The organism is Streptomyces sp. NPDC045967 (genome assembly GCF_056430495.1).
Window position 1 is genome coordinate 305,605 of sequence record NZ_JBWKLE010000003.1, and the last position, 26,605, is coordinate 332,209.

The 26,605-nt window shown below is 70.2% G+C and carries 25 protein-coding genes; 22 read left to right on the forward strand and 3 right to left on the reverse strand.

Going from position 1 to position 26,605, the window contains the following annotated elements:
• Window positions 1-2 precede the first annotated feature (2 nt).
• From thrC to AC07FY_RS08465, 22 genes are all read left to right on the forward strand, one after another.
• Window positions 3-1,073, forward strand: a complete 1,071-nt coding sequence (thrC, locus tag AC07FY_RS08360; protein WP_479002357.1) for a threonine synthase — start codon at window positions 3-5, stop codon at window positions 1,071-1,073.
• Between the two features lie 326 nt (window positions 1,074-1,399).
• The gene (gene thrB / locus AC07FY_RS08365; RefSeq protein ID WP_479002359.1) at window positions 1,400-2,326 is read left to right on the forward strand and encodes a homoserine kinase; all 927 of its coding nucleotides are present in this window, start codon (window positions 1,400-1,402) and stop codon (window positions 2,324-2,326) included.
• 427 nt (window positions 2,327-2,753) lie between these two features.
• Window positions 2,754-4,925 carry a transcription termination factor Rho gene (rho, locus tag AC07FY_RS08370; protein WP_479002362.1) on the forward strand — a complete coding sequence of 724 codons (2,172 nt, stop codon included), beginning with the start codon at window positions 2,754-2,756 and terminating at the stop codon, window positions 4,923-4,925.
• A gap of 283 nt (window positions 4,926-5,208) precedes the next feature.
• Window positions 5,209-6,306: an LCP family protein gene (locus tag AC07FY_RS08375; RefSeq protein WP_479002365.1), complete on the forward strand. Its 1,098-nt coding sequence runs from the start codon at window positions 5,209-5,211 to the stop codon at window positions 6,304-6,306.
• A 215-nt stretch (window positions 6,307-6,521) separates the two neighbouring features.
• Window positions 6,522-6,740, forward strand: coding sequence for a 50S ribosomal protein L31 (rpmE, locus tag AC07FY_RS08380; RefSeq protein WP_479002368.1), 219 nt, complete (start codon window positions 6,522-6,524; stop codon window positions 6,738-6,740).
• A 120-nt stretch (window positions 6,741-6,860) separates the two neighbouring features.
• A complete protein-coding gene (prfA, locus tag AC07FY_RS08385) occupies window positions 6,861-7,940 on the forward strand; it encodes a peptide chain release factor 1 (RefSeq protein ID WP_479002371.1) in 1,080 nt (359 codons plus the stop codon).
• Between the two features lie 79 nt (window positions 7,941-8,019).
• A complete protein-coding gene (gene prmC / locus AC07FY_RS08390; RefSeq protein WP_479002374.1) occupies window positions 8,020-8,865 on the forward strand; it encodes a peptide chain release factor N(5)-glutamine methyltransferase in 846 nt (281 codons plus the stop codon).
• Between the two features lie 58 nt (window positions 8,866-8,923).
• Window positions 8,924-9,571, forward strand: coding sequence for an L-threonylcarbamoyladenylate synthase (locus AC07FY_RS08395; RefSeq protein ID WP_479002376.1), 648 nt, complete (start codon window positions 8,924-8,926; stop codon window positions 9,569-9,571).
• Entirely contained in the window at window positions 9,568-10,200 is a 633-nt protein-coding gene (locus AC07FY_RS08400) for an arsenate reductase/protein-tyrosine-phosphatase family protein (RefSeq protein ID WP_479002378.1), read from the forward strand. The genes AC07FY_RS08395 and AC07FY_RS08400 overlap by 4 nt, the downstream gene beginning before the upstream one ends.
• A gap of 90 nt (window positions 10,201-10,290) precedes the next feature.
• The gene (locus AC07FY_RS08405) at window positions 10,291-11,520 is read left to right on the forward strand and encodes a serine hydroxymethyltransferase (RefSeq protein ID WP_479002381.1); all 1,230 of its coding nucleotides are present in this window, start codon (window positions 10,291-10,293) and stop codon (window positions 11,518-11,520) included.
• A gap of 116 nt (window positions 11,521-11,636) precedes the next feature.
• Entirely contained in the window at window positions 11,637-12,971 is a 1,335-nt protein-coding gene (locus AC07FY_RS08410) for an MraY family glycosyltransferase (RefSeq protein WP_479002384.1), read from the forward strand.
• 321 nt (window positions 12,972-13,292) lie between these two features.
• Window positions 13,293-13,631 carry a hypothetical protein gene (locus AC07FY_RS08415; protein WP_479002387.1) on the forward strand — a complete coding sequence of 113 codons (339 nt, stop codon included), beginning with the start codon at window positions 13,293-13,295 and terminating at the stop codon, window positions 13,629-13,631.
• Window positions 13,632-14,009: 378 nt separating this feature from the next.
• Window positions 14,010-14,447 (forward strand): hypothetical protein, encoded by a 438-nt coding sequence (locus AC07FY_RS08420; protein ID WP_479002390.1) that lies wholly within the window; start codon window positions 14,010-14,012, stop codon window positions 14,445-14,447.
• 210 nt (window positions 14,448-14,657) lie between these two features.
• Window positions 14,658-15,494 (forward strand): F0F1 ATP synthase subunit A, encoded by an 837-nt coding sequence (atpB, locus tag AC07FY_RS08425; protein WP_479003167.1) that lies wholly within the window; start codon window positions 14,658-14,660, stop codon window positions 15,492-15,494.
• Window positions 15,495-15,573: 79 nt separating this feature from the next.
• Complete coding sequence (gene atpE / locus AC07FY_RS08430) at window positions 15,574-15,804, forward strand: ATP synthase F0 subunit C (RefSeq protein WP_030768902.1); 231 nt, start codon at window positions 15,574-15,576, stop codon at window positions 15,802-15,804.
• A 50-nt stretch (window positions 15,805-15,854) separates the two neighbouring features.
• Window positions 15,855-16,388, forward strand: a complete 534-nt coding sequence (locus AC07FY_RS08435; RefSeq protein ID WP_479002393.1) for a F0F1 ATP synthase subunit B — start codon at window positions 15,855-15,857, stop codon at window positions 16,386-16,388.
• Window positions 16,385-17,200, forward strand: a complete 816-nt coding sequence (locus AC07FY_RS08440) for a F0F1 ATP synthase subunit delta (protein WP_479002396.1) — start codon at window positions 16,385-16,387, stop codon at window positions 17,198-17,200. Before AC07FY_RS08435 ends, AC07FY_RS08440 begins: the two co-directional genes overlap by 4 nt.
• A gap of 129 nt (window positions 17,201-17,329) precedes the next feature.
• Complete coding sequence (gene atpA, locus AC07FY_RS08445) at window positions 17,330-18,925, forward strand: F0F1 ATP synthase subunit alpha (protein WP_479002399.1); 1,596 nt, start codon at window positions 17,330-17,332, stop codon at window positions 18,923-18,925.
• Window positions 18,926-18,945: 20 nt separating this feature from the next.
• A complete protein-coding gene (locus AC07FY_RS08450) occupies window positions 18,946-19,863 on the forward strand; it encodes a F0F1 ATP synthase subunit gamma (RefSeq protein ID WP_479002402.1) in 918 nt (305 codons plus the stop codon).
• Entirely contained in the window at window positions 19,863-21,305 is a 1,443-nt protein-coding gene (gene atpD / locus AC07FY_RS08455; protein WP_479002405.1) for a F0F1 ATP synthase subunit beta, read from the forward strand. The genes AC07FY_RS08450 and atpD overlap by 1 nt, the downstream gene beginning before the upstream one ends.
• 140 nt (window positions 21,306-21,445) lie before the next feature.
• Window positions 21,446-21,817: a F0F1 ATP synthase subunit epsilon gene (locus tag AC07FY_RS08460; protein WP_030008701.1), complete on the forward strand. Its 372-nt coding sequence runs from the start codon at window positions 21,446-21,448 to the stop codon at window positions 21,815-21,817.
• Between the two features lie 164 nt (window positions 21,818-21,981).
• The gene (locus AC07FY_RS08465) at window positions 21,982-22,428 is read left to right on the forward strand and encodes a DUF2550 domain-containing protein (RefSeq protein WP_479002408.1); all 447 of its coding nucleotides are present in this window, start codon (window positions 21,982-21,984) and stop codon (window positions 22,426-22,428) included.
• Window positions 22,429-22,580: 152 nt separating this feature from the next.
• Here AC07FY_RS08465 and AC07FY_RS08470 read toward each other — a convergent pair whose 3' ends face one another.
• The 3 genes from AC07FY_RS08470 to AC07FY_RS08480 form a co-directional block, all read right to left on the reverse strand.
• Window positions 22,581-24,434 (reverse strand): glycosyl hydrolase family 18 protein, encoded by a 1,854-nt coding sequence (locus tag AC07FY_RS08470; RefSeq protein WP_479002410.1) that lies wholly within the window; start codon window positions 24,432-24,434, stop codon window positions 22,581-22,583.
• A 184-nt stretch (window positions 24,435-24,618) separates the two neighbouring features.
• Entirely contained in the window at window positions 24,619-25,311 is a 693-nt protein-coding gene (locus AC07FY_RS08475) for a response regulator (RefSeq protein WP_479002413.1), read from the reverse strand.
• Window positions 25,260-26,447, reverse strand: a complete 1,188-nt coding sequence (locus tag AC07FY_RS08480; RefSeq protein ID WP_479002415.1) for a sensor histidine kinase — start codon at window positions 26,445-26,447, stop codon at window positions 25,260-25,262. Before AC07FY_RS08480 ends, AC07FY_RS08475 begins: the two co-directional genes overlap by 52 nt.
• Window positions 26,448-26,605: the final 158 nt, after the last annotated feature.

The following is a 26,605-nucleotide window of genomic DNA, read 5'->3' on the forward strand; positions in this document are numbered from 1 at the left end:
CCATGAGCAGCAATCGCACCCACCAGTGGCGCGGCATCATCGAGGAGTACCGGGACCGCCTGCCGGTGACGGACACGACTCCCGTGGTCACCCTCCGTGAAGGCGGTACGCCGCTCGTCCCCGCGCAGGTGCTCTCCGAGCGCACCGGCTGCGAGGTGCACCTCAAGGTCGAGGGGGCGAACCCCACCGGCTCCTTCAAGGACCGCGGCATGACCATGGCGATCACCCGGGCCAAGGAGGAGGGCGCCAAGGCGGTCATCTGCGCCTCGACCGGCAACACCTCCGCCTCCGCGGCCGCCTATGCGGTGCGCGCGGGCATGGTGTCCGCCGTCCTCGTGCCGCGCGGCAAGATCGCGCTCGGCAAGATGGGCCAGGCGCTCGTGCACGGCGCCAAGATCCTCCAGGTGGACGGCAACTTCGACGACTGTCTCAATCTCGCCCGCGCGCTGTCCGACAACTACCCGGTCGCGCTGGTCAATTCGGTCAACCCGGTCCGGATCGAGGGCCAGAAGACGGCCGCCTTCGAGATCGTCGACGCGCTCGGCGACGCCCCCGACATCCATGTGCTGCCCGTCGGGAACGCCGGCAACATCACGGCCTACTGGAAGGGCTTCAAGGAGTACAAGGCCGACGGCCTGGCCTCCCGTACGCCCCGCGTGTGGGGTTTCCAGGCTTCGGGCTCCGCGCCGATCGTGCGCGGCGAGGTCGTCAAGGAGCCGCACACCATCGCCACCGCCATCCGGATCGGCAACCCGGCCTCCTGGGACTACGCGCTCGCCGCGCGCGAGGAGTCGGGCGGCTTCATCGACGAGGTGACGGACCGCCAGATCCTGGCCGCCTACCGGCTGTTGGCCTCGCAGGAGGGCGTCTTCGTCGAGCCCGCCTCGGCCGCGTCGGTGGCCGGGCTGCTCAAGGCCGCCGAGCTGGGCCTGGTGGACCCGGGCCAGACGATCGTGTGCACCGTCACCGGCAACGGCCTGAAGGACCCCGACTGGGCGATCGCCGGCGCTCCCCAGCCGGTCACCGTTCCGGTCGACGCGGAAGCCGCGGCCGTCCGCCTCGGCCTCGTCTGACCGACCGGCCGGAAAAGCGGTCCGCGAACCGGGGTTCCGGAGGGTGTCAAGCCCTCCGGAACCCGGCAACTCGCCCCGTACGACACCAAAACGCGGCGTAAGGCCGGCCGGGTCGGCCGAAGGGTGCGACACGCATCGTGCGCCTCCTGTGCGCCCTATGTCGGATGAGAACCTTCCTTCGATACGCTGTACTTACATCCGCCACCGCGCATATGACCGTGGTGCTGCCCACCGGGCCTTCGGGTGTCGTACGTTCTCCAGTACATTTCGCAGCGAGCCAGCGAAGAGCGAAGATCTCGCACAGTCACAAGGAGTGTCATCGGACGATGGCCGGTCCAGCGTTCCGCGCCGCCGCCGTACGGGTGCGCGTCCCCGCCAGCAGTGCCAACCTAGGCCCGGGCTTCGACGCCCTCGGCCTGGCCCTGGGGCTCTACGACGACGTGGTCGTCCGGGTGGCCGACTCCGGCCTGAACATCGACATCGCGGGTGAGGGCGCCGACACCCTCCCGCGGGACGAGAGCCACCTGCTCGTACGCTCGATGCGCACCGCCTTCGACCTGCTGGGCGGCCAGCCGCGCGGCCTCGAGGTCGTCTGCGCCAACCGCATCCCGCACGGCCGCGGCCTCGGCTCCTCCTCCGCCGCCATCTGCGCCGGCATCGTGGCCGCCCGCGCGGTGACCATAGGCGGCGAGGCCAGGCTCGACGACGCGGCGCTGCTGGAGCTCGCCACCGAGATCGAGGGCCACCCCGACAACGTCGCCGCCTGCCTGCTCGGCGGCTTCACCCTGGCCTGGATGGACGGCGGCAGCGCCAAGGCGATCCGGATGGAGCCCGCCGGTTCCATCGTTCCGGTGGTCTTCGTCCCCTCCAGGCCCGTCCTCACCGAGACCGCGCGCGGCCTGCTGCCGCGCACCGTCCCGCACGTGGACGCGGCCGTGAACGCGGGACGCGCGGGACTGCTCGTGGAGGCCCTGACCAGGCGTCCCGAGTTCCTCCTGCCGGCCACCGAGGACCGGCTCCACCAGGAGTACCGGGCTCCGGCGATGCCCGAGAGCGTCGCCCTCGTGAACCGACTGCGGGCGGACGGCATCCCCGCGGTCATCTCCGGCGCGGGCCCCACGGTCCTCGCGCTGGTCGACAACGACGCGGCCGACAAGGTCGCGCAGCTCGCGGGCGAGGGGTGGGCGGCGAACCGGCTCCCCTTCGACGCCCCGGGTGCGAGCGTGCTTCCGCTGGGAACCCAGGGCGGCTGAGCCGGGCCGGTCAGGGGCGGGCGGCCAGGGCAGGCCGTCCGCGCGGAAGGGCGTGATTGCCGGTGACTGAGAGGGGGAATGTCTGTTGGATCCGGTAGTGTTAGTCTCAAGTGCGCAACCGAAGCCGCCATGGCTCGGTGCTCAGTGTCCCCATTCGGGACCACCTTTCTTCCGGGAGCCTCCCCGACTGCTTTGATCAATTCCAGCAGTTTCGAGCACGCTCCGGAATCGGCGTGACATTCCCACGCTTCCAGCTCGGGGGCTTCTCGCCGGAACCAGCCACGCACGTTTCTCTCCGCCGTACCTCTACCGGCGGACCACCGCCCCGGCTGCAGTCCACGACTCATCAGGTCACCGACTGCCGTCGGACAGCACAACCGGTCGCCGAGCCAGACAGGCCGACGTCCGCTCCAGGGAAGGACCCTTCGTGAGCGACACCACCGATCTGATGGGCGCTGCCGACACCTCTGTCGACGCCAGTGCCCCCGCCGCAGGCGCAGCCCCGAAGCGGCGCCGCACCGGCACCGGCCTCGACGGCATGGTCCTGGCCGAGCTGCAGCAGGTCGCGTCGGGCCTCGGGATCAGGGGCACCGCGCGCATGCGCAAGAGCCAGCTGATCGAGGTCATCAAGGAGACGCAGGCGGGCGGCGCCGGCGCGCCCAAGGCCGCCGCCTCCGCCGCGGACACCGCCGAGGCCAAGCCGAAGCGCCGCGCCACCAGCAAGGCCCGCACGGGCGAGGACGCCGCCGCGGCGCCCGCCGAGAAGCCCGTCGCGACGCAGGCCCAGATCGAGATCCCCGGCCAGCCGGCCGGAGGCCCCTCCCGCGCGAGCGACGTCGAGCGCGGGGCGGACGACGCCCCGGCCGGCGAGCGCCGCCGTCGCCGGGCCACCGCCCCGTCCGGCAGCCCGGAGGGCTCGGCACCCGCCGCCGTGCAGGTCGAGCAGAAGCCCGAGACCGTCAAGGCCGAGGCCGCGACGGCGACCGCCACCGCGCCGCCGGACGTGCGGGCCGAGGCCGCCACCGCCGTCTCCGCCCCGGCGCAGGAGGGCGAGGGCCGCGGCCGTCGCGACCGCCGTGACCGCGGCGCCGAGCGCGGCGAGCGCCAGCGTGACCGTCGCGACCGCGGCGCCAAGGCCGACGAGCAGGGCCAGGGCGGCCAGGGCCAGGGTCAGGCCGGCGGCCAGGGTCAGGGCCAGGGCGCCCAGGGCCAGGGCACGCAGGGCGGCCAGGGCGGCGGCCGTCAGGACCGCGCCGAGCGCGGCGACCGCCAGCAGCAGGGTGGCCGCGGCCAGGGCCAGCAGGGTCGTCAGGACCGGCAGGACCGGCAGGACAACGGGCCGCAGGACGACTTCGACGACGAGGGCGGCCGCCGCGGCCGCCGCGGCCGCTACCGCGACCGCCGGGGCCGCCGCGGCCGCGACGAGTTCGCGCCGAACGAGCCGCAGGTCGCCGACGACGACGTGCTGATCCCCGTCGCGGGCATCCTCGACATCCTCGACAACTACGCGTTCATCCGGACCTCGGGCTACCTGCCCGGCCCCAACGACGTGTACGTCTCCCTCGCCCAGGTCCGCAAGGCGGGTCTGCGCAAGGGCGACCACACCACCGGCGCCGTGCGCCAGCCCAAGGACGGCGAGCGCCGCGAGAAGTTCAACGCCCTCGTGCGGCTGGACTCCGTGAACGGCATGGCGCCCGAATCGGGCCGCGGACGCCCCGAGTTCCAGAAGCTGACGCCCCTGTACCCGCAGGACCGGCTCCGTCTGGAGACCGACCCGGGCGTGCTGACCACCCGCATCATCGACCTCGTGTCGCCGATCGGAAAGGGCCAGCGAGGCCTGATCGTGGCCCCGCCGAAGACCGGCAAGACCATGATCATGCAGGCGATCGCCAACGCGATCACCACCAACAACCCCGAGTGCCACCTGATGGTCGTCCTGGTCGACGAGCGTCCGGAAGAGGTCACCGACATGCAGCGGTCGGTCAAGGGCGAGGTCATCTCCTCGACCTTCGACCGCCCGGCCGAGGACCACACCACGGTCGCCGAGCTGGCCATCGAGCGCGCCAAGCGCCTCGTCGAGCTCGGCCACGACGTGGTCGTCCTGCTGGACTCCATCACCCGCCTGGGCCGCGCGTACAACCTCGCGGCGCCCGCCTCCGGCCGCATCCTGTCCGGTGGTGTCGACTCGACCGCGCTGTACCCGCCGAAGCGCTTCTTCGGTGCCGCGCGCAACATCGAGGACGGCGGCTCGCTGACCATCCTGGCCACCGCGCTGGTCGACACCGGCTCGCGCATGGACGAGGTGATCTTCGAGGAGTTCAAGGGCACCGGCAACATGGAGCTCAAGCTCGACCGGAAGCTCGCCGACAAGCGCATCTTCCCGGCCGTCGACGTCGACCCGTCGGGCACCCGCAAGGAGGAGATCCTCCTCAACGCGGAGGAGCTCGCCATCGTCTGGAAGCTGCGCCGGGTGCTCCACGCGCTCGACTCCCAGCAGGCGATCGAGCTGCTGCTCGACAAGATGAAGCAGACGAAGTCGAACGCCGAGTTCCTGATGCAGATCGCGAAGACGACTCCGTCGGGCAAGAACGACGACTGATCGCCGCCGCCGCGCACACACGGCCGCCCCCGTCGCCCTCGGCGACGGGGGCGGCCGCATGTCGCCGGTGCGACCTTCGCCACACGCCGCCGGCTGCTGAACCCCGCGCGGCCGTCCCGCGGCACTGTGGAAAACCGCAGGTGGCGACCGTGCGACGGAGCGGTCGTGCCGGAGGGCGTCCGGCGCCGCTTTGGCTCGGGCGCCCGCTCGGCCGTGGAACCCTGGGCGGCGCCAGCCCGTCTGTGTCAAGGGACAGGGGACCGCGTTCAGGACTGAGGAGAGCATGAGCCAGGAGAGCAACGGCGGCCGTCGCGCCGCGGGCCGGCGCCGACGCAAACCGCCCAAGCGCCGCAGAGCGCTCGTGATCGCCGCGTGGAGCGCCGCGGGCGTGGTCGTGCTCGGCGGTGCGGGCCTGGGCTACTTCTACGTCAAGCTGAACGGCAACCTGAAGACCGTCGACATCGACCAGGCGCTCGGCACCGACCGCCCTCAGGACATCGACAACGGTTCCATGGACATCCTCGTCCTCGGCTCCGACTCCCGGGGCGGCGAGAACTCCGGCTACGGCGCGGACGACGGCGGCTCCGCCCGCTCGGACACGGCGATGATCGTCCACCTGAACGAGGGCCACACCAAGGCCGCCATCGTGTCCATACCCCGCGACACCATGACCGTCCGGCCCCCGTGCACCACGGGCAAGGGCAAGACCGACCCGGGCGGGCAGCGCCGGCAGTTCAACGAGGCGTACACCGTCGGCGGGGCGGCCTGCGCCGTCAAGACCGTCGAGAAGATGTCGGGGATCCGCATGGACCACTACCTCGAGGTCGACTTCACGGGCTTCAAGAAGATCATCGACACCCTCGGCGGGGTCCAGGTCACCACTGCGAAGCCCATCAAGGACGAGTACAGCCACCTGGACCTGCCGGCCGGCCCGAACCAGCTGAACGGCGAGCAGGCCCTCGGGCTGGTCCGCACCCGCCACGCGGTCGGGGACGGCGGCGACCTCGGCCGAATACAGCTCCAGCAGGCCTTCATCAAGGCCCTGATCAAGCAGGTCAAGAGCATCGGCCTGTTCGACAACCCCAAGCAGCTGCTCGGCCTCGCCGACACCGGCACCAAGTCGATCACGACTGACAGGGCGCTGGGCGACGTGAAGTCGCTCATGGGCTTCGCCCAGAGCCTCCAGGGCATCGACGCCCAGGACATGCACATGATCACGCTGCCGGTGACCGCGGACGCACTCGACGCCAACCGCGTCGCGCCGCTGAAGAAGGAGTCACAGCTGGTCTGGGACGCACTGCTGGCCGACCGGCCGATCCCGGCCGAGGCCACGGCGAACTCCAGCGGTGACAAGGGCACGGCCGGTTCGATCGTCCAGTAGGACGGGGCGGCGGACGGCCCCCCGGGCGGCGGCCGACGGGCTGCGGGCCGGGCGGGAAACGCGCCGGAATAGATGCCCGCCCCCTGCCGTTGAGGGAGGCGTCCTCAGAATTTTGACAGGCAGCCCGGTCCTGGCAGACTGGTCTGTCGGCCCCGGTTCACGCAGTGCGCAATTCGGCTCCTGCGACCCGGCGCCCTCCCGATCTAGGAGACACCTTGAAGAGCGAGATCCACCCCCAGTACGTCGAGACCCAGGTCAGCTGCACCTGTGGCGCGTCGTTCACCACCCGTAGCACCCTCGCCGAGGGCAACATCCGTGCCGAGGTCTGCTCCGAGTGCCACCCGTTCTACACGGGCAAGCAGAAGATCCTCGACACCGGTGGCCGCGTGGCCCGCTTCGAGGCTCGCTTCGGCAAGGGTGCGGCCAAGAAGTAGCGCGACCCGGGCGCCGGTCTCCGGCCGCCCCCTGTCCATACGGGGGTGGCCGGACCGGCGCCTTTGTCGTCGTCCAGCACCCCCTGCAGTCCTTCGCACTTTTACCCCAGGAGTACCCCGATGTTCGAGGCGGTCGAGGAACTGGTCGGCGAGCATGCCGACCTCGAGAAGAAGCTCGCCGACCCTTCGGTCCACTCCGATCAGGCCAACGCGCGCAAGCTCAACAAGCGCTACGCGGAGCTGACACCGATCATCGCGACCTTCCGGGCCTGGAAGCAGACGGCGGAGGACATCGAGACGGCCAAGGAGTTCGCGGCCGACGACCCCGACTTCATCGCCGAGGTCAAGGAGCTCACGGCGGCGCGCGACGAGCTCACCGAGAAGCTCCGCCTGCTTCTCGTGCCGCGCGACCCCAGCGACGACAAGGACGTGCTCCTCGAGGTCAAGGCGGGCGCGGGCGGCGACGAGTCGGCGCTGTTCGCCGGCGACCTGCTGCGCATGTACCTGCGCTACGCCGAGCGCGTGGGCTGGAAGACCGAGATCATCGACGCCACCGAGTCCGAGCTCGGCGGCTACAAGGACGTCCAGGTCTCCGTGCGCACCAAGGGCGGCAACGGCGCGACCGAGCCCGGCCAGGGCGTGTGGGCCCGCCTGAAGTACGAGGGCGGCGTGCACCGCGTCCAGCGGGTCCCGGCCACCGAGTCCCAGGGCCGCATCCACACCTCCGCCGCCGGCGTGCTCGTCACCCCGGAGGCCGAGGAGGTCGAGGTCGAGATCAACATGAACGACCTGCGCATCGACGTCTACCGCTCCTCCGGCCCCGGCGGCCAGTCCGTCAACACCACCGACTCCGCCGTGCGCATCACGCACCTCCCGACCGGTGTGGTCGCCTCCTGCCAGAACGAGAAGAGCCAGCTCCAGAACAAGGAGCAGGCCATGCGCATCCTGCGCTCGCGGCTGCTGGCCGCCGCCCAGGAGGCCGCCGAGCAGGAAGCGTCCGACGTGCGCCGCAGCCAGGTCCGCTCGGTGGACCGCTCCGAGAAGATCCGTACGTACAACTACCCGGAAAACCGCATCTCGGACCACCGCACCGGTTTCAAGGCGTACAACTTGGACCAGGTGCTCGACGGCGACCTCGACTCGGTCATCCAGGCCTGCGTCGACGCCGACTCCGCCGCCAAGCTCGCGGCCGCCCAGTAGGGCGCGACGGCAGCAGCGCACCAGGGCACCGTGCCCGACCCGTACCACCCCCCGTACGACAGCAGCCCGGAGGACCAGCGTGAACTTGCTGCTTGCCGAGGTGGCCCAGGCCACCCAGCGGCTGGCCGCCGCCGGCGTGCCCTCACCGCGCTTCGACGCGGAGGAGCTCGCGGCCTTCGTGCACGGCGTCAAGCGGGGGGAACTGCACCACGTCAAGGACACGGACTTCGACGCCCGCTACTGGGAGGCCGTCGCCCGCAGGGAAGCGCGCGAGCCGCTCCAGCACATCACCGGCCGTGCCTTCTTCCGCTACCTGGAGCTCCAGGTCGGGCCCGGCGTCTTCGTCCCGCGGCCCGAGACCGAGTCGGTCGTGGACTGGGCCATACACGCCGTCCGGGCGATGGACGTGGTGGAGCCGCTGATCGTCGACCTGTGCACCGGCTCGGGCGCGATCGCGCTGGCCATGGCGCAGGAGGTGCCGCGCTCGCGCGTGCACGCGGTAGAGCTGTCTGAGGAGGCCCTGCGCTGGACCCGCAAGAACGCCGAGGGCTCCCGGGTCGCCGTCCACCAGGGTGACGCGCTGAGCGCCCTGCCGGAGCTCGACGGACAGGTCGACCTGGTCATCTCCAATCCGCCGTACATCCCGCTCACCGAGTGGGAGTACGTCGCCCCCGAGGCCCGGGACCACGATCCGGAGATGGCCCTCTTCTCCGGTGAGGACGGCCTCGACACCATCCGCGGCCTGGAGCGCACCGCCCACCGGCTGCTGCGGCCCGGCGGCATCGTCGTCGTCGAGCACGCCGACACCCAGGGCGGCCAGGTCCCGTGGATCTTCGCCGAGGAGCGGGGCTGGGCCGACGCGGCCGACCACCCGGACCTCAACAACCGCCCGCGCTTCGCGACCGCCCGCAAGGCACTGCCGTGATCCGCGCCCGCTTCCCCAGTGACACCGTCACCCCCCTGATGCACGAGGAGTCCCGCTGATGGCCCGGCGATACGACTGCAACGACGCGACGGACCGCAAGACGGGCCTGCGTGAAGCCGCATCCGCCGTGCGCCGCGGCGAACTCGTCGTGCTGCCCACCGACACCCTCTACGGGATCGGCGCGGACGCCTTCAGCCCGGAGGCCGTACACGACCTGCTCGCCGCCAAGGGCCGCGGCCGCAGCATGCCCACCCCGGTGCTCATCGGCTCCCCGAACACCCTGCACGGTCTGGTCACCGACTTCTCCGAGCAGGCGTGGGAGCTCGTCGACGCCTTCTGGCCGGGCGCGCTGACGCTCGTCGCCAAGCACCAGCCCTCCCTGGCCTGGGACCTCGGCGACACCGGCGGCACCGTGGCCGTGCGCATGCCCCTGCACCCCGTCGCGATCGAGCTGCTGACCGAGGTCGGCCCGATGGCGGTCTCCTCGGCCAACCTGTCGGGGCACCCGGCGCCCGAGGACTGCGACGCGGCGCGCGAGATGCTCGGCGACTCCGTGTCCGTCTACCTGGACGGCGGACCGACCCCCGGCATCCAGCCGTCGTCGATCGTCGACGTCACCGGGAAGGTTCCCGTCCTGCTGCGCGCGGGTGCGCTGACCGCGGAGCAGCTGCGGGAGGTCGTACCCGACCTCGAGGTCGCCCCGTGAGCCCTGACGGGCGTGGCATAGCCGGGGGCGGCTCTTTCCGCATCCTCCACGTCAGCACCGGCAACGTGTGCCGCTCGCCCATCACCGAGCGGCTGACGCGGCACGCCCTCGCCCACCGGTTGGGGGGCCCGGTGACCGCGGACCTCATCGTGGAGAGCGCCGGCACCTGGGGCCACGAGGGGGCGCCGATGGAGGCCAACGCGGCGGCCGTGCTGGCCGACTTCGGCGCGGACGCCTCCGGTTTCACCGGCCGCGAGCTGCTCGACGAGCACGTCATCCGGGCCGACCTGGTGCTGACCGCCACCCGCGACCACCGGGCGCAGGTCATCTCCATGGGGCACTCGGCGGGACTGCGCACCTTCACGCTCAAGGAGTTCACCCGGCTGGTCCGGGCGATAGATCCGGCCACGCTGCCGCCCCTGGACAACGGCATGGCCGAGCGCGCACGTGCCCTGGTGCGGGCCGCGGCGGCGCTGCGCGGCTGGCTGCTGGCCCCCTCGCCGGACGCGGACGAGGTGTACGACCCGTACGGAGCGCCGATCACGTTCTTCCGCTCCATCGGCGACGAGATCAACCAGGCGCTGGACCCGGTGGTCACGGCGCTGACGGGCGTCACGGCCAACCGCTGACACCGTCGGCCCCCCGGCGGGCCCGTCGCACGGCGCGAAGGGCGGCCGCCGCCTACAGTGGCTGGTACCCGGTACCGATGGAGTCGCGCCATGAGCGTCATCACCCAGCCCACGGACGTCCTGCGACGGCAGGACCCGCAGATGGCCGACGTCCTCGAGGGGGAGCGGCAGCGGCAGGCGAGCAGCCTGCAGCTGATCGCCGCCGAGAACTTCAGCTCGCCGGCCGTGCTCGCCGCGCTCGGCTCCGCGCTCTCCAACAAGTACGCCGAGGGCTATCCGGGCGACCGCTACCACGGCGGCTGCGAATACGTGGACACCGGTGAGCGGATCGCGGTGGAACGGGCCAAGGCGCTGTTCGGCGCCGAGCACGCCAACGTGCAGCCGCACTCCGGTTCCTCCGCCGTGCTGGCCGCGTACGCGGCGCTCCTGCGGCCCGGGGACACGGTGCTGGCCATGGGCCTGCCCTACGGCGGCCACCTCACGCACGGGTCGCCCGCGAACTTCTCCGGGCGGTGGTTCGACTTCGTCGGCTACGGCGTGGACGCCGAGACCGGGCTCATCGACTACGAGCAGGTGCAGCAGCTCGCGCACGCGCACCGGCCGAAAGCGATCGTCTGTGGCTCCATCTCCTACCCCCGCCACCCGGAGTACTCGGCCTTCCGGGAGATCGCCGACGAGGTCGGCGCCCATCTGATCGCCGACGCCGCCCACCCCATCGGCCTGGTGGCCGGCGGGGCCGCGCCCAGCCCGGTGCCGTACGCCGACGTCGTCTGCGCGACCACGCACAAGGTGCTGCGCGGTCCGCGCGGCGGCATGCTGCTGTGCGGCGCCGAGTTCGCCGAGCGGGTCGACCGGGCGGTGTTCCCCTTCACCCAGGGCGGCGCCCAGATGCACACCATCGCCGCCAAGGCGGTGGCCTTCGGCGAGGCCGCCGCCCCCGCCTTCACCACCTACGCCCACCGGGTCGTCGCCAACGCCCGTGCCCTGGCGGGGGCATTGGAGGAGCGCGGGTTCGCCGTGACCACCGGCGGCACCGACACCCACCTGATCACCGCCGATCCCGCGCCGCTGGGTGTGGACGGCCCGGCCGCCCGCGGCCGGCTGGCCGCCGCCGGGATCGTGCTCGACACCTGCGCCCTGCCGTACGGGGACCAGCGCGGGGTGCGGCTGGGCACGGCGGCCGTGACCACGCAGGGGATGGGGCAGGCGGAGATGGTCCGGATCGCGGAGCTGTTCGTGAGCGCGCTCGGCGGGGACGCCGCGCGGACGCGTGCGGAGGTCAAGGAACTGACGAGGGGATTTCCCCCTTACGGGGAGTAACCGGGACAAGAGGGGCGTAGGGGAACCGCGATACCGGCCCCTGGCGTCCTCGGTGGAGGGGACATCACAGCTAATGTGTGGGGCTGAGATGGCCGGCGATACATCTGGGGCAGCCCGTGCGTGAATATCTGCTGACGCTTTGCGTCACGGTCGCGGTGACCTACCTGCTGACCGGGCCCGTGCGGAAGTTCGCGATCGCGGCCGGGGCCATGCCGGAGATCCGCGCCCGCGACGTGCACCGGGAGCCCACGCCCCGGCTGGGCGGGATCGCCATGTTCGGCGGCCTGTGCGCGGGCCTGCTGGTCGCGGACCACCTGCACAACCTCAACGGCGTCTTCGAGCTCTCGAACGAACCGCGCGCGCTGCTCTCCGGCGCCGCCCTGATCTGGCTGGTGGGCGTCCTCGACGACAAGTTCGAGATCGACGCCCTGATCAAGCTCGGCGCGCAGATGATCTCCGCCGGCGTCATGGTGATGCAGGGTCTGACCATCCTGTGGATCCCGGTCCCGTGGATCGGGACGGTCTCGCTCACCCAGTGGCAGGGCAACCTGCTCACCGTCGCCCTCGTGGTGATCACCATCAACGCGGTGAACTTCGTGGACGGCCTGGACGGCCTGGCCGCCGGCATGGTGTGCATCGCCGCCACCGCGTTCTTCCTGTACGCCTACCGGATCTGGTTCGGCTACGGGATCGAGGCGGCCGCCCCGGCGACGCTCTTCGCCGCGATCCTGATGGGCATGTGCCTGGGCTTCCTGCCGCACAACATGCATCCCGCCCGGATCTTCATGGGGGACTCCGGTTCGATGCTCATCGGCCTGGTGCTGGCCGCCGCCGCGATCTCGATCAGCGGCCAGGTGGATCCCGACGCCCTGGCCCTGTTCGCGGGCGGTGAGCGCAACGCGACGCACGCGATGTTCCCGGTCTTCATCCCGCTGATCCTGCCGCTGACGATCATCGCGATCCCGATGGCGGACCTGGTCCTCGCCATCGCCCGGCGCACCTGGAAGGGCCAGTCGCCCTTCGCCGCCGACCGCGGGCACCTGCACCACCGGCTGCTGGAACTCGGGCATTCGCACAGCCGCGCGGTGCTGATCATGTACTTCTGGTCGGGGCTGATCGCCTTCGGCACGGTGGCGTACTCGGTGAACTCGGCCTCGATGTGGATCGTGCTCGCCATCGCCGCGCTCAGCGCGGTGGGCCTGATCCTGCTGCTCCTGCCCCGCTTCACCCCGCGCGCGCCCCGTTGGGCGGAGAGCCTGGTGCCGCCGCGCTACCGGCACGCCGCCCGGGCCGCCGAGGCGGCGGCGGAGGCGGCCGCCAGGGACGCCACCGGCACCGAGCCGGAGCCGGCGAGGCCGATCGCGGCGGGGGTCTCGGGCGTCAACGGAGCGACCGCCATCGGCGCCCGTTCGCGCTTCCCCGACCGGCGAAAGGCTGAATCCACCCGCTGAGGAAGCGGACATAAGTCCCCTACCGCGTCATTGGTTCACCAGCGTCAGGCCTGATTGCCGGTGTGGCTCATGTCACTCGGGCGCTGTGGTGCGTCCGTCGTTGCGTAGGGACGACAACGGTGCAGGTCGGTTACGGGAGGCGAAGGTTCCGTCCTTCATGCGCCCCCATGGGTAAGCAGTCGTTCAGCCAAACGGGGTTCGGGGCCAGAGGTGTCCGAAGGATCTGTGGGCCCCAGGGGGCGCGCGAAGTAGCGTCTGCAGCACAAGGGTTGCCGCCGACCGTCGGTAGCCCATCCGCTCTGATTTCAGGGGGAGTCACCTATGCGCAAGTCCATGACATCCGGCTTAGCCGCCGCCGCGGCGCTCGGATCGCTGAGTCTGTTCAGCCCGGCCGCGAGGGCCGCGGCCGAGACTGGCGAGGTCGCGTCCGCTCCGAGTCCTGCGGTTGCCTCGTGCGTCCAGGTCGTGCGCTGGTACACCGACTGGCCGAGCAAGTACGTCGAGGTGAAGAACAACTGCGGGTACACGGCGTGCTTCAGTGTCACCGTGGCGGCCAACAGCGACCCGGAGTTCTCCATCGGTGCAAACCGTCAGCAGTCCTTCCGCTACGGCGGAGCGCTCTGGACGTCTGGGACGGGCATCAAGAACATCGGCTGCTGACCTGATCGACAATTCGTGTGGCGTGGGCCCCGGCATGTGAGCCGGGGCCCAGGTCCTGTCTGCGGTCAAGTCCGCGAGGTCATCGGCCCCGATTGGGCTCGCTCTCCTCGGTGGCGATCTACCCCCCAAGGCCCCATTAGCAGACATACCGGCTGCCTGTCGTGCACACACGCGCAGGGTCCCTCTCATGTGTGACAGTCGGCACACCCGGCAGGTAAAGCTCTCATCAAATAGTTTGTGATACCGTTCACTAAACCCGGCGACAGAGCCGAAGGACCGTAGTGCGACGGTCCATTGGCCCGAGGATCACACTCGGACCGGGCTTACGCTCGTCCCGTACGAGTCCCGTGCCCCCACCACCACGCGGAGCAACCCGCCATGCGGTCTGATGACGTCCGACTCCTCCTGCAAGCCGCCGTACCCACCGCTGCCGCCGGCGCTCTCGCCGCCGTGATCAGCGCTCTGGTCGTCGGCGGCAAGGGCGCGGTCGGAGCCGTCGTAGCGACGCTGCTGGTGATTCTCTTCATGGGTATCGGATTCATCGTTCTGCAGCGCACGGCGAAATCACTCCCGCATCTCTTCCAGGCCATGGGGCTCATGCTCTACGCGGCCCAGATCCTGCTGCTCTTCGTCTTTCTCGCCGCGTTCAAGAACACCACCCTGTTCCACCCCAAGGCCTTCGCGATCACGCTCGTCGCCACCACCCTCGTGTGGATCGGCGCGCAGACGCGTGCTCACATGAAGGCCAAGATCCTTTATGTCGAACCGGACTCGATGAAGGGCGACAAGCCCGACAATCAGGGGCCGAAGCCGTGAAGGGTAGGGCCGGGATAAGTGGTCGTTCGGGATCCTGCTATCGTCCGGTGCCAACTGCGGCACTGCGGGCGCGGGCATCTGAGCTGACGCCTGTTCCATCGCGAGGCTCGATGCCTGATCGCCGCCCCACCATCCGTTACACCAGTCCAGTGCCGAACCGCGGCTGCTCGCCGCGCCGACACAACGAGGTTGCCGTACCTATGCGCCACGCTGAAGGAGCCCGCGGTGAGTGCTGACCCGACGACGGTGCTCGCCTTCGAGACCGACTGCCACATCTTCGACGGTTGTGGCTTCCCGGCTCCCGGTCTGCACTCGTTCCTGTTCGAGCCGATCTTCGGCAACGCGGACAGCAACATCTACTTCAACAAGACGATGCTGCTGGCCCTGCTCGGCACGGTCGTCATCGTCGGCTTCTTCTGGCTGGCCTTCCGCAAGCCGAAGGTCGTCCCGGGCAAGCTCCAGATGGTCGCCGAGGCCGGTTACGACTTCGTACGCCGCGGCATCGTGTACGAGACGCTGGGCAAGAAGGAGGGCGAGAAGTACGTCCCCTTCATGGTCTCGCTGTTCTTCTTCGTCTGGATCCTGAACCTCTGGTCGATCATCCCGATCGCTCAGTTCCCGGTGACGGCGATCATCGCGTACCCCGCAGGTCTCGCGGCGATCGTGTACGTGATCTGGATGAGCGTGACGTTCAAGCGTCACGGCTTCGTCGGGGGCTTCAAGAACCTGACCGGCTACGACAAGTCCCTCGGCCCGGTATTGCCGATGGTCATGGTCATCGAATTCTTCTCGAACGTCCTGGTCCGCCCCTTCACCCACGCGGTCCGACTGTTCGCGAACATGTTCGCCGGTCACACCCTGCTGCTGCTCTTCACGATCGCCAGCTGGTACCTGCTGAACGGCATCGGGATCGCCTATGCGGGCGTCTCGTTCGTCATGGTCATCGTGATGACGGCTTTCGAGCTCTTCATCCAGGCTGTTCAGGCCTACGTCTTCGTCCTCCTGGCCTGCAGCTTCATCCAGGGCGCGCTCGCCGAGCACCACTGAGTCAAGCCCGCTCAAGCAATCCCCCCAGTCGTCCGGTGGCCAACCCCCACCGGTCCGTGAAAGAGAAGGAAGAACTGGCATGTCCCAGACCCTTGCTGCCGTCACCGGCTCCCTCGGCTCCATCGGTTACGGCCTCGCCGCCATCGGCCCCGGCGTCGGCGTCGGCATCATCTTCGGTAACGGCACCCAGGCTCTTGCTCGTCAGCCCGAGGCGGCCGGTCTGATCCGCGCCAACCAGATCCTCGGCTTCGCCTTCTGTGAGGCGCTCGCGCTCATCGGTCTGGTCATGCCGTTCGTCTACGGCCCGTGATCTTCGGATTCACGACCACCCACTAGACGAAAGGCACTGATGTGAACCTCATGGTTCTCGCGGCCGAGGAAATTCAGAGTCCTCTCATCCCGCCGATCCCCGAGCTCGTCATCGGTCTGATCGCCTTCGTCATCGTCTTCGGCTTCCTCGCGAAGAAGCTCCTCCCGAACATCAACAAGGTTCTGGAAGAGCGCCACGCGGCGATCGAAGGCGGTATCGAAAAGGCAGAAGCCGCTCAGACCGAGGCCCAGAGCGTCCTGGAGCAGTACAAGGCCCAGCTCGCCGAAGCCCGGCACGAGGCCGCGCGCCTGCGCCAGGAAGCGCTGGAGCAGGGCACTGCGCTCAAGGAAGAACTGCGCGCAGAGGGCCAGCGGCAGCGTGAGGAGATCATCGCTGCCGGCCACGCCCAGATCGCGGCCGACCGCAAGGCCGCCTCTCAGGCGCTGCGCCAGGACGTGGGCAAGCTCGCCACCGACCTGGCCGGAAAGCTCGTCGGCGAGTCCCTCGAGGACCACGCCCGGCAGAGCCGCACGATCGACCGCTTCCTCAGCGAGCTCGAGGAGAAGGCCGAGGCCGCCCGATGAACGGAGCGAGCCGCGAGGCGCTGGCCTCCGCGCGTGAGCGTATCGACGCACTGACGGACAACACGTCCGTCGACGCGGCGAAGCTCGCCGGTGAGCTGGCTGCCGTCACCGCGCTGCTCGACCGTGAGGTCTCGCTGCGTCGGGTCCTCACCGACCCGGCGCAGCCCGGCGAGGCCAAGGCCGAGCTGGCCGGTCGACTGCTGGGCGGCCAGGTGGGCGGGGAGACCCTCGACCTGGTGTCCGGCATGGTCCGGTCCCGCTGGTCGCAGTCCCGTGACCTGGTGGACGCGCTGGAGGAGCTGGCCAACACCACCGACCTCACCGCGGCCCAGCAGACGGGCGCGCTCGACGACGTCGAGGACGAGATCTTCCGCTTCGGCCGGATCGTCTCCTCGAACACGGCGCTGCGTGCCGCGCTGACCGACCGTGCGGCGACCACCTCCGCCAAGAGCCAGCTGCTGCGCAGCCTGCTCGGCGGCAAGGCGAACGCCGTCACCGAGCGCCTGGTGATCCGTATCGTCACGCTGCCGCGTGGACGTAGCCTGGAAGCGGGACTCGAGTCCCTTTCCACGCTCGCCGCCGAGCGCCGCAACCGCATGGTCGCCACCGTGACCAGCGCGGTGCCGCTCAGCGACGTGCAGCGGCAGCGTCTCGGCGCGGTGCTGGCGAAGCTGTACGGCCGCCAGATGCACCTGAACCTCGACGTGGACCCCGAGGTCCTCGGCGGGATCTCGGTGCGCGTCGGCGACGAGGTCATCGACGGCACCATCGCGGACCGCCTCGCAGAGGCGTCCCGCCGCATGGCCGGCTGACCAGCCACCAATAGAACAACGCATTCCTAGCGGCCCGGTTGGGCCGTGCAGAACTTGCAGAAGATTCCTGGGGGTCGCCCCCAGACCCCTAAGAAGCTTCAGGCCCAACAAGGAGAGCAGGGAACCCAGATGGCGGAGCTCACGATCCGGCCGGAGGAGATCCGGGACGCACTGGAGAACTTTGTCCAGTCGTACCAGCCGGACGCGGCCTCGCGCGAGGAGGTCGGAACGGTCAGCGTTGCCGGCGACGGCATCGCGAAGGTGGAGGGCCTGCCCTCCGCCATGGCGAACGAGCTGCTGAAGTTCGAGGACGGCACCCTCGGTCTCGCCCTCAACCTCGAGGAGCGCGAGATCGGTGCGGTCGTCCTCGGCGAGTTCAGCGGTATCGAGGAGGGCCAGCCGGTGCAGCGCACCGGTGAGGTGCTCTCCGTAGGCGTCGGCGAGGGCTACCTCGGCCGCGTTGTCGACCCGCTCGGCAACCCGATCGACGGTCTCGGCGAGATCGCGACCGAGGGCCGCCGCGCCCTCGAGCTGCAGGCCCCCGGCGTCATGGTCCGCAAGTCGGTCCACGAGCCGATGCAGACCGGCTACAAGGCCATCGACGCGATGGTGCCGATCGGCCGCGGCCAGCGTCAGCTGATCATCGGCGACCGTCAGACCGGCAAGACCGCCCTGGCCGTCGACACGATCATCAACCAGCGCGACAACTGGCGCTCCGGCGACGTGAACAAGCAGGTCCGCTGCATCTACGTCGCCATCGGCCAGAAGGGCTCGACCATCGCGTCCGTTCGTGGCGCCCTGGAAGACGCCGGCGCGCTCGAGTACACGACGATCGTCGCCGCCCCGGCGTCCGACCCGGCCGGCTTCAAGTACCTGGCGCCGTACACCGGTTCCGCCATCGGCCAGCACTGGATGTACGCCGGCAAGCACGTCCTGATCATCTTCGACGACCTGTCGAAGCAGGCCGACGCCTACCGCGCCGTGTCGCTGCTGCTGCGCCGCCCGCCGGGCCGTGAGGCCTACCCGGGTGACGTCTTCTACCTGCACTCCCGTCTGCTGGAGCGCTGCGCGAAGCTGTCCGACGACATGGGTGCCGGTTCGATGACCGGTCTGCCGATCGTCGAGACCAAGGCGAACGACGTGTCGGCGTTCATCCCGACCAACGTCATCTCCATCACCGACGGCCAGTGCTTCCTGGAGTCCGACCTGTTCAACGCGGGCCAGCGCCCGGCGCTGAACGTCGGCATCTCGGTCTCCCGCGTCGGTGGCTCCGCCCAGCACAAGGCCATGAAGCAGGTGTCCGGCCGTCTGCGCCTGGACCTCGCCCAGTACCGCGAGCTGGAGGCGTTCGCCGCCTTCGGTTCCGACCTGGACGCCGCGTCGAAGGCTTCGCTGGAGCGCGGCAAGCGCCTGGTCGAGCTGCTGAAGCAGGGCCAGTACCAGCCGATGCCCGTCGAGGAGCAGGTCGTCTCCGTCTGGGCCGGTACCACCGGCAAGATGGACGACGTCCCGGTCAACGACATCCGTCGCTTCGAGTCGGAGCTGCTGGAGCACCTGCGCCGCGAGCGCAAGGACCTCCTCACCTCCATTGCCGACGGCGGCAAGATGTCGGACGACACCCTGACGTCGATCGCCGACGCCATCGCCACCTTCAAGCGCCAGTTCGAGACCTCGGACGGCAAGCTTCTGGGCGAGGACGCGCCGGCCGTCAACGTCTCCAAGTGACGACGGAAGGGACCTGACTCATGGGAGCGCAGCTCCGGGTCTACAAGCGTCGCATCCGTGCCGTCACGGCGACCAAGAAGATCACCAAGGCGATGGAAATGATCGCCGCCTCGCGCATCGTCAAGGCGCAGCGCAAGGTGGCGGCGTCGATGCCGTACGCGACCGAGCTCACCCGTGCGGTGACCGCGGTGGCGACCGGTTCGAACACCAAGCACGCCCTGACGACCGAGGTCGAGACGCCGACCCGCGCCGCGGTCCTGCTCATCACGAGCGACCGCGGTCTGGCCGGCGGCTACTCCTCCAACGCCATCAAGCAGGCGGAGCGGCTCACCGAGCGGCTGCGCGGCGAGGGCAAGGAGGTCGACACCTACATCGTCGGCCGTAAGGGTCTGGCCTACTACGGCTTCCGCGAGCGCAAGGTCGCGGAGTCGTGGACCGGCTTCACCGACAGCCCGGCCTACGCCGACGCCAAGCGCGTCGCGGGGCCGCTGATCGAGGCCATCCAGCTGGAAACGGCCGAGGGTGGCGTCGACGAGCTGCACATCGTCTACACGGAATTCGTGTCGATGATGACGCAGAACGCGGTGGACGGCCGGATGCTGCCGCTCAGCCTCGAGAAGGCTGCGGAGGAGTCCGGTACCAAGGGCGAGATCCTTCCGCTGTTCGACTTCGAGCCGTCGGCGGAGGACGTCCTCGACGCCCTGCTGCCGCGCTACGTCGAGAGCCGTATCTACAACGCACTGCTGCAGTCGGCCGCTTCCGAGCACGCCGCCCGCCGCCGCGCGATGAAGTCGGCGACCGACAACGCCGGGGATCTCATCAAGAGCCTCTCCCGGCTTGCCAACGCGGCCCGCCAGGCCGAAATCACCCAGGAAATCAGCGAGATCGTCGGTGGCGCGAGCGCCATGGCTGACGCGACCGCGGGGAGTGACAAGTAATGACGACCACTGTTGAGACGGCCGCCGCCACGGGCCGCGTCGCCCGGGTCATCGGCCCGGTCGTCGACGTGGAGTTCCCCGTCGACGCCATGCCCGAGATCTACAACGCGCTGAAGGTCCAGGTCGCAGACCCGGCCGAGGACGGCGCGCTCAAGACCCTGACCCTCGAGGTCGCGCAGCACCTGGGTGACGGCCTCGTCCGTACCATCTCGATGCAGCCGACCGACGGCCTGGTCCGCCAGGCCACGGTGACCGACACGGGCGAGGGCATCACCGTCCCCGTCGGTGACTTCACCAAGGGCAAGGTGTTCAACACCCTCGGTGAGGTGCTGAACTACCCGGAGGAGAACGCCAACGTCACCGAGCGCTGGCCGATCCACCGCAAGGCGCCCCGCTTCGACGAGCTCGAGTCGAAGACCGAGATGTTCGAGACCGGCGTCAAGGTCATCGACCTCCTCACCCCGTACGTCAAGGGTGGAAAGATCGGTCTGTTCGGTGGTGCCGGTGTCGGCAAGACCGTTCTGATCCAGGAAATGATCTACCGCGTCGCCAACAACCACGACGGTGTGTCGGTCTTCGCGGGCGTCGGTGAGCGTACCCGTGAGGGCAACGACCTCATCGAGGAGATGGCCGAGTCGGGCGTCATCGACAAGACGGCCCTCGTCTTCGGCCAGATGGACGAGCCCCCGGGCACCCGTCTGCGCGTCGCGCTCGCCGGTCTGACCATGGCGGAGTACTTCCGCGATGTGCAGAAGCAGGACGTGCTGTTCTTCATCGACAACATCTTCCGGTACACCCAGGCGGGTTCCGAGGTGTCGACCCTGCTCGGCCGTATGCCCTCTGCGGTGGGCTACCAGCCGAACCTGGCCGACGAGATGGGTCTCCTCCAGGAGCGCATCACCTCGACCCGTGGTCACTCGATCACCTCGATGCAGGCGATCTACGTCCCCGCGGACGACCTGACCGACCCGGCGCCGGCGACCACCTTCGCCCACCTCGACGCGACGACGGTTCTCTCCCGTCCGATCTCCGAGAAGGGCATCTACCCGGCCGTGGACCCGCTGGACTCGACGTCCCGCATCCTCGACCCGCGGTACATCGCGGCGGACCACTACGCCACGGCGATGCGCGTCAAGGGGATCCTGCAGAAGTACAAGGACCTCCAGGACATCATCGCGATCCTCGGTATCGACGAGCTGGGCGAGGAGGACAAGCTCGTCGTCCACCGCGCCCGTCGCGTCGAGCGCTTCCTGTCGCAGAACACCCACGTGGCGAAGCAGTTCACCGGTGTGGACGGTTCGGACGTTCCGCTCGACGAGTCGATCACCGCGTTCAACGCGATCTGCGACGGTGACTACGACCACTTCCCCGAGCAGGCGTTCTTCCTGTGCGGTGGCATCGAGGACCTGAAGGCCAACGCCAAGGAGCTGGGCGTCTCCTGATCCGGCGCGCTCCCCAGGGGCGCATCCGGTTCGCTGAGATTCACGGAGAGGGGCGGGTGTGTCCCGTCCCTCTCCTCACGCCCATTAGTATTTGACCCAACACCCGGCTGACCCGCCGGGTGGTGACCCGAGGAGCCACCTTGGCTGCTGAGCTGCACGTCGAGCTGGTCGCGGCGGACCGCAATGTCTGGTCCGGCGAGGCCACCCTTGTTGTCGCCCGCACCACGTCCGGCGACATCGGCGTCATGCCCGGTCACCAGCCGCTTCTCGGTGTGCTGGAATCGGGCCCGGTGACCATCCGTACCAGTGACGGCAACACTGTCGTCGCAGCGGTGCACGGCGGATTCATCTCGTTCGCGGACAACAAGCTGTCCTTGCTGGCCGAGATCGCCGAGCTCGCGGACGAGATCGACGTCCAGCGTGCGGAGCGGGCACTGGAGCGCGCGAAGGCGGAGGCCGATGCGGCCGCCGAGCGTCGCGCGGATGTCCGGCTGCGCGCCGTAACGGGCTGAACACCCGTCGGAGTTTGAACCGCTGAGTGCCGGAGGGCGACCTCCGGGGCTCGGCACACCTCAGCCGCGGTCCGTTCTGGAACTTTCCAGACCGGGTCGCGGCTGAGGCGATGCAGGTCGTTTTTTGGGCATGCGGTATTCGATGAGCGAGGAGGTCGGTGAAGATGCTCCTCGCTCTGCTTGTGAGCGGCCTGGTCGTAGCCCTGGTGGTGATCGGGCTGTTCGTCTTCGGCCTGCGGCGCAGACTCATCCAGCGCTCCGGCGGCACCTTCGACTGCAGCATGCGCTGGGGCGTCCCGGAGGAGACCGACACCTCGGGCAAGGGCTGGGTGTACGGGGTCGCGCGGTACAGCGGCGACCGCATCGAGTGGTTCCGCGTGTTCTCGTACTCCCCGCGCCCGCGCCGGCTGCTGGAGCGCTCCTCGATCGAGGTCGTCGCCCGCCGCGCCCCCGAGGGCGAGGAGGAGCTGGCCCTGCTCTCCGACGCCGTCGTGCTCGGCTGCGCCCATCGGGGTACGCGCCTGGAGCTGGCGATGAGCGAGGACGCGCTGACGGGTTTCCTGGCGTGGCTGGAGGCGGCGCCGCCCGGCCAGCGGGTGAACGTGGCCTGACGCTGTCGGCTGCCGCCGTCGCCTGGCGCTGCCGGAAGCCGCTGCCACCGGCGCCTGGCGCTGCCGGAAGCCGCCTGGCGCTGCCGTAGGCCGCCGGACAACGAAGAAGCCGGGGAGACGGGGGCGGACCCGTCTCCCCGGCTTCGGTCCTGCTACTGGAGCCCGGTGTGGATCGCGTTCGCGAGCTCACCGTTGCCGGTGTCGCCGCTGAACTCCCAGAAGAAGGCTCCCCTCAGGCCCTGCTGCTTGGCCCAGGTCATCTTCCCGGCGATGGTGGCCGGGGTGTCGTAGCTCCACCAGTTGCTGCCGCACTTGGCGTAGGCCGTGCCGGCGACGGTGCCGGTGGCCGGGCAGCTGGTCTTGAGCACCTTGTAGTCCTCGATGCCCTGCTCGTAGGTGCCGGGGGCCGGTCCGGTGGCCGTGCCGCCGGGGGCCGCCTGGGTGACGCCGGTCCAGCCGCGGCCGTAGAAGCCGATGCCGAGGTTCAGCTTCGAGCCGGCGACGCCCTTGGCCTTGAGCTTGGCGATGGCGTCGGCGGAGTTGAAGCCGGCCTGCGGGATGCCCGGGTAGGAGGTCAGCGGGGAGTGCGGGGCCGTCGGGCCCTGCGCCGCCCAGGCGCCGAAGAAGTCGTAGGTCATGACGTTGTAGAAGTCGACGTACTGCGCCGCGCCGCCGTAGTCGGCCGCGTCGATCTTGCCGCCGCTGGAGGCGTCGGCGGTGATGGCCGCGGTGACCAGGTTGTTCGCGCCGAACTTCGCCCGGGTCGCCTGCATCAGGTTCTTGAACGCGGCCGGGCCGCTGGTGTCGCAGGACAGGCCGCAGGCGTTCGGGTACTCCCAGTCAAGGTCGATCCCGTCGAAGACGTCGGCCCAGCGCGGGTCCTCGACCAGGTTGTAGCAGGACTGGGCGAAGGCGGCCGGGTTGGCCGCGGCCTGCGGGAACCCGCCGGACCAGGTCCAGCCGCCGAAGGACCACAGCACCTTGATGTGCGGGTAGGCCTTCTTCAGCTTGCGCAGCTGGTTGAAGTTGCCGCGCAGCGGCTGGTCCCAGGTGTCGGCCACGCCGTCGACGCTCTGGTCGGCGGTGTAGGCCTTGTCGTAGTCGGCGAAGGCGTCACCGATGGTGCACTGGCCGTTCTGCACGTTGCCGAAGGCGTAGTTGATGTGCGTGATCTTGCTCGCCGAACCGGAGGTGACCAGGTTCTTCACGTGGTAGTTGCGGCCGTAGACGCCCCAGTTGGTGAAGTAGCCGAGCTTGACCTTGCCGGCGGGGTCCGGCGGCGGGATGGTGCCGCCGGCGGTGGTCACCGACAGGGTGCCGGAGGCGGGGCCGGTCTGGTCGGCGGTGTCGCGGGCGGTGACGGTGTAGGTGTACGCGGTGCCCTTGGTCAGGCCCGAATCGGCGTAACTGGTGCCCGTGACGGTCGCGATCTTGGCGCCGCCGCGGTGGACGTCGTAGTTCTTGACGCCCTTGTCGTCGGTGGCCGGGGACCAGCTCAGGGAGAGCGAGGTCTCGGTGACGTTGGAGGCGGTGGGGGTGCCGGGCGCGGTGGGGGGAGTGTCGCCCGGCTGGCTGCCGTCACAGGAGACGCCGTTGATCTTGCAGCCGGCAGGGGAGCCGCCGCCGGTGCCGTTGAATCCGAAGCTGGCGGTGCCCCCGGGGGCGAGGGTGCCGTTCCAGCCGACGTTCTTGCCCGTCCAGTGGGTGCCCGAGCTGGTCACCGTCGCGTCCCAGGCCGAGGTGACGGCGGTGCCGGCCGGGTAGTCCCACTCGACGGTCCACGAGCTGATGGTGGTGGTGCCGGTGTTCTTCACCGTCCACTTGCCCTCGAAGCCGGTGCCCCAGTCGGACACCTTGGTGTACGTCGCGGTCGCGGACGTGGCGGCCTGTGCGGGGCCGGCCAGCACGACGAGCCCGGTGACGGGCAGGGCGAGCGCGGCCACGACCGCCGCGACGCGCGTGAAGAACCGGGTACGCCTGGTGCGGGGTGGGGATGCTGTGCTCAAGGGTGATCCTCCGTAGGTCCGTCGTGTCGTGGGGCCGACGTCGACATGGGGGTGGGACCTGCGCCGCCCGTGAGCACGCTTGTCATGGCACGCTCACCACAGTTGTGTGCGGTGAGCGTAGAAAGGTCTGGACCAACCGTCAAGAGGTCCAGACCTCATGGGAACGATTGCGTCCGTGTGTGCCCTACAGCCCCAACTCCTGGGCCAGTACGGCCGCTTGGACGCGACTGCGCAGCTCCAGCTTGTTGAGCAGACGGCTGACGTGCGTCTTCGCCGTCGCCTCCGCCATGTCCAGGCGCACGGCGATCTCCGCGTTCGACAGCCCGGCGCCCAGGCAGGACAGGACCTCGCGTTCGCGGGGCGTCAGGGTCGCCAGGGCCGGGGGAGCGGGGGGCCTGGCCGGGCGCGCCGGAGCCGCGAACTCGGCGATCAGCCGCCGGGTCACCGCGGGGGCGATCAGGCCCTCCCCGCGCGCGACCGTCCGCACCGCCCCGACCAGCTCGGCGGCCTCCGCGTCCTTCAGCAGGAAGCCCGCCGCGCCCGCCCGCAAGGCCCCGAAAACGTACTCGTCCAGGTCGAAGGTGGTCAGCACCAGCACGTCGGCCAGCCCTTCCGCGACCACCTGGCGGGTCGCGGACACCCCATCGAGCCTCGGCATCTGCACGTCCATCAGGACCAGGTCGGGCCGCAGCTCCCGGGCCAGGCGCACCGCCTCCTCCCCGTCGGCGGCCTCGCCCACCACCTCGATGCCGCCCGCACTGCGCAGGATGAGCACCAGCCCGGCCCGTACCGCGCTCTGGTCCTCTGCCACGAGCACCCTGATGGTCACGCCTCCACCGCCTTCTCCTCGGCGGGCAGGGACGCCCGCACGCACCATGTCCCGCCGGAGCGCCCGGCCGAGAACTCCCCGCCCAGCAGCTCCGCGCGCTCCCGCATGCCGATCAGCCCGGCGCCCGAGCCCGGGGCCCGCGGGCCCGCGCGGTGCCCGTACGGCGACTCCACCGCCACCGTCAGCAGGCCGTCCGCCCGGCCCACGCGGACCGTGACCGTGCCCGCGACGGCGTGCTTGACGGCATTGGTCAGCGACTCCTGGACGATCCGGTACGCGGCCAGGCCCACCGGGGCCGGCAGCGGCCCTCCTCCCGGAGGCCGTTCGTCGTGCAGGACGAAGTCCAGCCCGCTCGCCGAGCCGTTCGTCCGGGCCTGCCCCAGCAGGGCGTCCAGGCCGTCCAGCGTCGGCAGGGCGGCCGCCTCCCGCCCGGCTCCCGCATCCCGCAGCAGCCCGATCAACCGGCGCATTTCGGCCAGGCCCTGGACGCTGTTCTCCCGGATCACCCCGAGCGCCTCGCGGCTGGTGTCGGCCCGGTCGATGGAGAGCGCCGCGGTGGAGTGGATGGCGATCGCCGAGAGGTGGTTGGCCACCATGTCGTGCAGCTCCCGGGCCATCCGGGCGCGCTCGGCGGCGACCGCCTGGCTGCGGTCCATCTCCGCCAGCAGCGCGGTCTGCTCGGCGCGCAGCCGGGCGGCGACGGCCGCCTCGCGGTGGTTGCGCAGGGTGGCGCCGGTCAGCGCCGGGGCGAAGCTCACCAGGCCCGTCACCACGCCGATCAGCAGGGCCTCGGGCGTGCGCAGCCAGGCCAGGAAGCCGATGGTGACGGCCACGGTGACCAGGCCGGTGCTGATCGGGAGCCGCCGGGCCGTGGCCGGGGAGCCGTACACGACGGCGGCGTACATCAGGTCGGTGTAGATCAGGACGGCGGCGAGGCTGCCGACGGTGAACTCGTTCGCGACCACGCCGAGGGTGCCGACCGCCAGGGCCACCGACGGCCTGGAGCGGCGCAGCAGCTCCATCGCGGCGAGCACCCCGAGGGGGATCAGGGCGGCCCAGGCCGGCAGGAGGTGGCGGACGCTGCTGCTGTAGATGCCCAGCGACCACATGACCAGGCCCGCGAGCAGGCCGACGACGGCCAGGAGGACGTCGTGGCGGTGCGGGCGCAGGCTCTTCGTGGTCACGGTCCCATCCAACAGGCTGCCACGGGCGCGGTCCTCGGCGCAGAGGCCGAGTCGTCCGTACATCGAAGGATGCAGCCGCCTTTCCTCACAGGCGACGACGCAACGGCCCGGACCGGACGGGAGGCTGGAGGCGAAGCGCCGACCAGTCCCGAGCGGAA

Excerpts from the sequence above, each read along its gene's own strand:
- thrC (WP_479002357.1), top strand. The coding sequence starts at position 3 with ATGAGCAGCAATCGCACCCACCAGTGGCGCGGCATCATCGAGGAGTAC.
- thrB (WP_479002359.1), top strand. The coding sequence starts at position 1,400 with ATGGCCGGTCCAGCGTTCCGCGCCGCCGCCGTACGGGTGCGCGTCCCC.
- AC07FY_RS08375 (WP_479002365.1), top strand. The coding sequence starts at position 5,209 with ATGAGCCAGGAGAGCAACGGCGGCCGTCGCGCCGCGGGCCGGCGCCGA.
- prfA (WP_479002371.1), top strand. The coding sequence starts at position 6,861 with ATGTTCGAGGCGGTCGAGGAACTGGTCGGCGAGCATGCCGACCTCGAG.
- AC07FY_RS08395 (WP_479002376.1), top strand. The coding sequence starts at position 8,924 with ATGGCCCGGCGATACGACTGCAACGACGCGACGGACCGCAAGACGGGC.
- AC07FY_RS08405 (WP_479002381.1), top strand. The coding sequence starts at position 10,291 with ATGAGCGTCATCACCCAGCCCACGGACGTCCTGCGACGGCAGGACCCG.
- AC07FY_RS08415 (WP_479002387.1), top strand. The coding sequence starts at position 13,293 with ATGCGCAAGTCCATGACATCCGGCTTAGCCGCCGCCGCGGCGCTCGGA.
- AC07FY_RS08420 (WP_479002390.1), top strand. The coding sequence starts at position 14,010 with ATGCGGTCTGATGACGTCCGACTCCTCCTGCAAGCCGCCGTACCCACC.
- atpE (WP_030768902.1), top strand. The coding sequence starts at position 15,574 with ATGTCCCAGACCCTTGCTGCCGTCACCGGCTCCCTCGGCTCCATCGGT.
- AC07FY_RS08435 (WP_479002393.1), top strand. The coding sequence starts at position 15,855 with ATGGTTCTCGCGGCCGAGGAAATTCAGAGTCCTCTCATCCCGCCGATC.
- AC07FY_RS08440 (WP_479002396.1), top strand. The coding sequence starts at position 16,385 with ATGAACGGAGCGAGCCGCGAGGCGCTGGCCTCCGCGCGTGAGCGTATC.
- atpA (WP_479002399.1), top strand. The coding sequence starts at position 17,330 with ATGGCGGAGCTCACGATCCGGCCGGAGGAGATCCGGGACGCACTGGAG.
- AC07FY_RS08450 (WP_479002402.1), top strand. The coding sequence starts at position 18,946 with ATGGGAGCGCAGCTCCGGGTCTACAAGCGTCGCATCCGTGCCGTCACG.
- atpD (WP_479002405.1), top strand. The coding sequence starts at position 19,863 with ATGACGACCACTGTTGAGACGGCCGCCGCCACGGGCCGCGTCGCCCGG.
- AC07FY_RS08465 (WP_479002408.1), top strand. The coding sequence starts at position 21,982 with ATGCTCCTCGCTCTGCTTGTGAGCGGCCTGGTCGTAGCCCTGGTGGTG.
- AC07FY_RS08475 (WP_479002413.1), bottom strand. The coding sequence starts at position 25,311 with ATGGTGCGTGCGGGCGTCCCTGCCCGCCGAGGAGAAGGCGGTGGAGGC.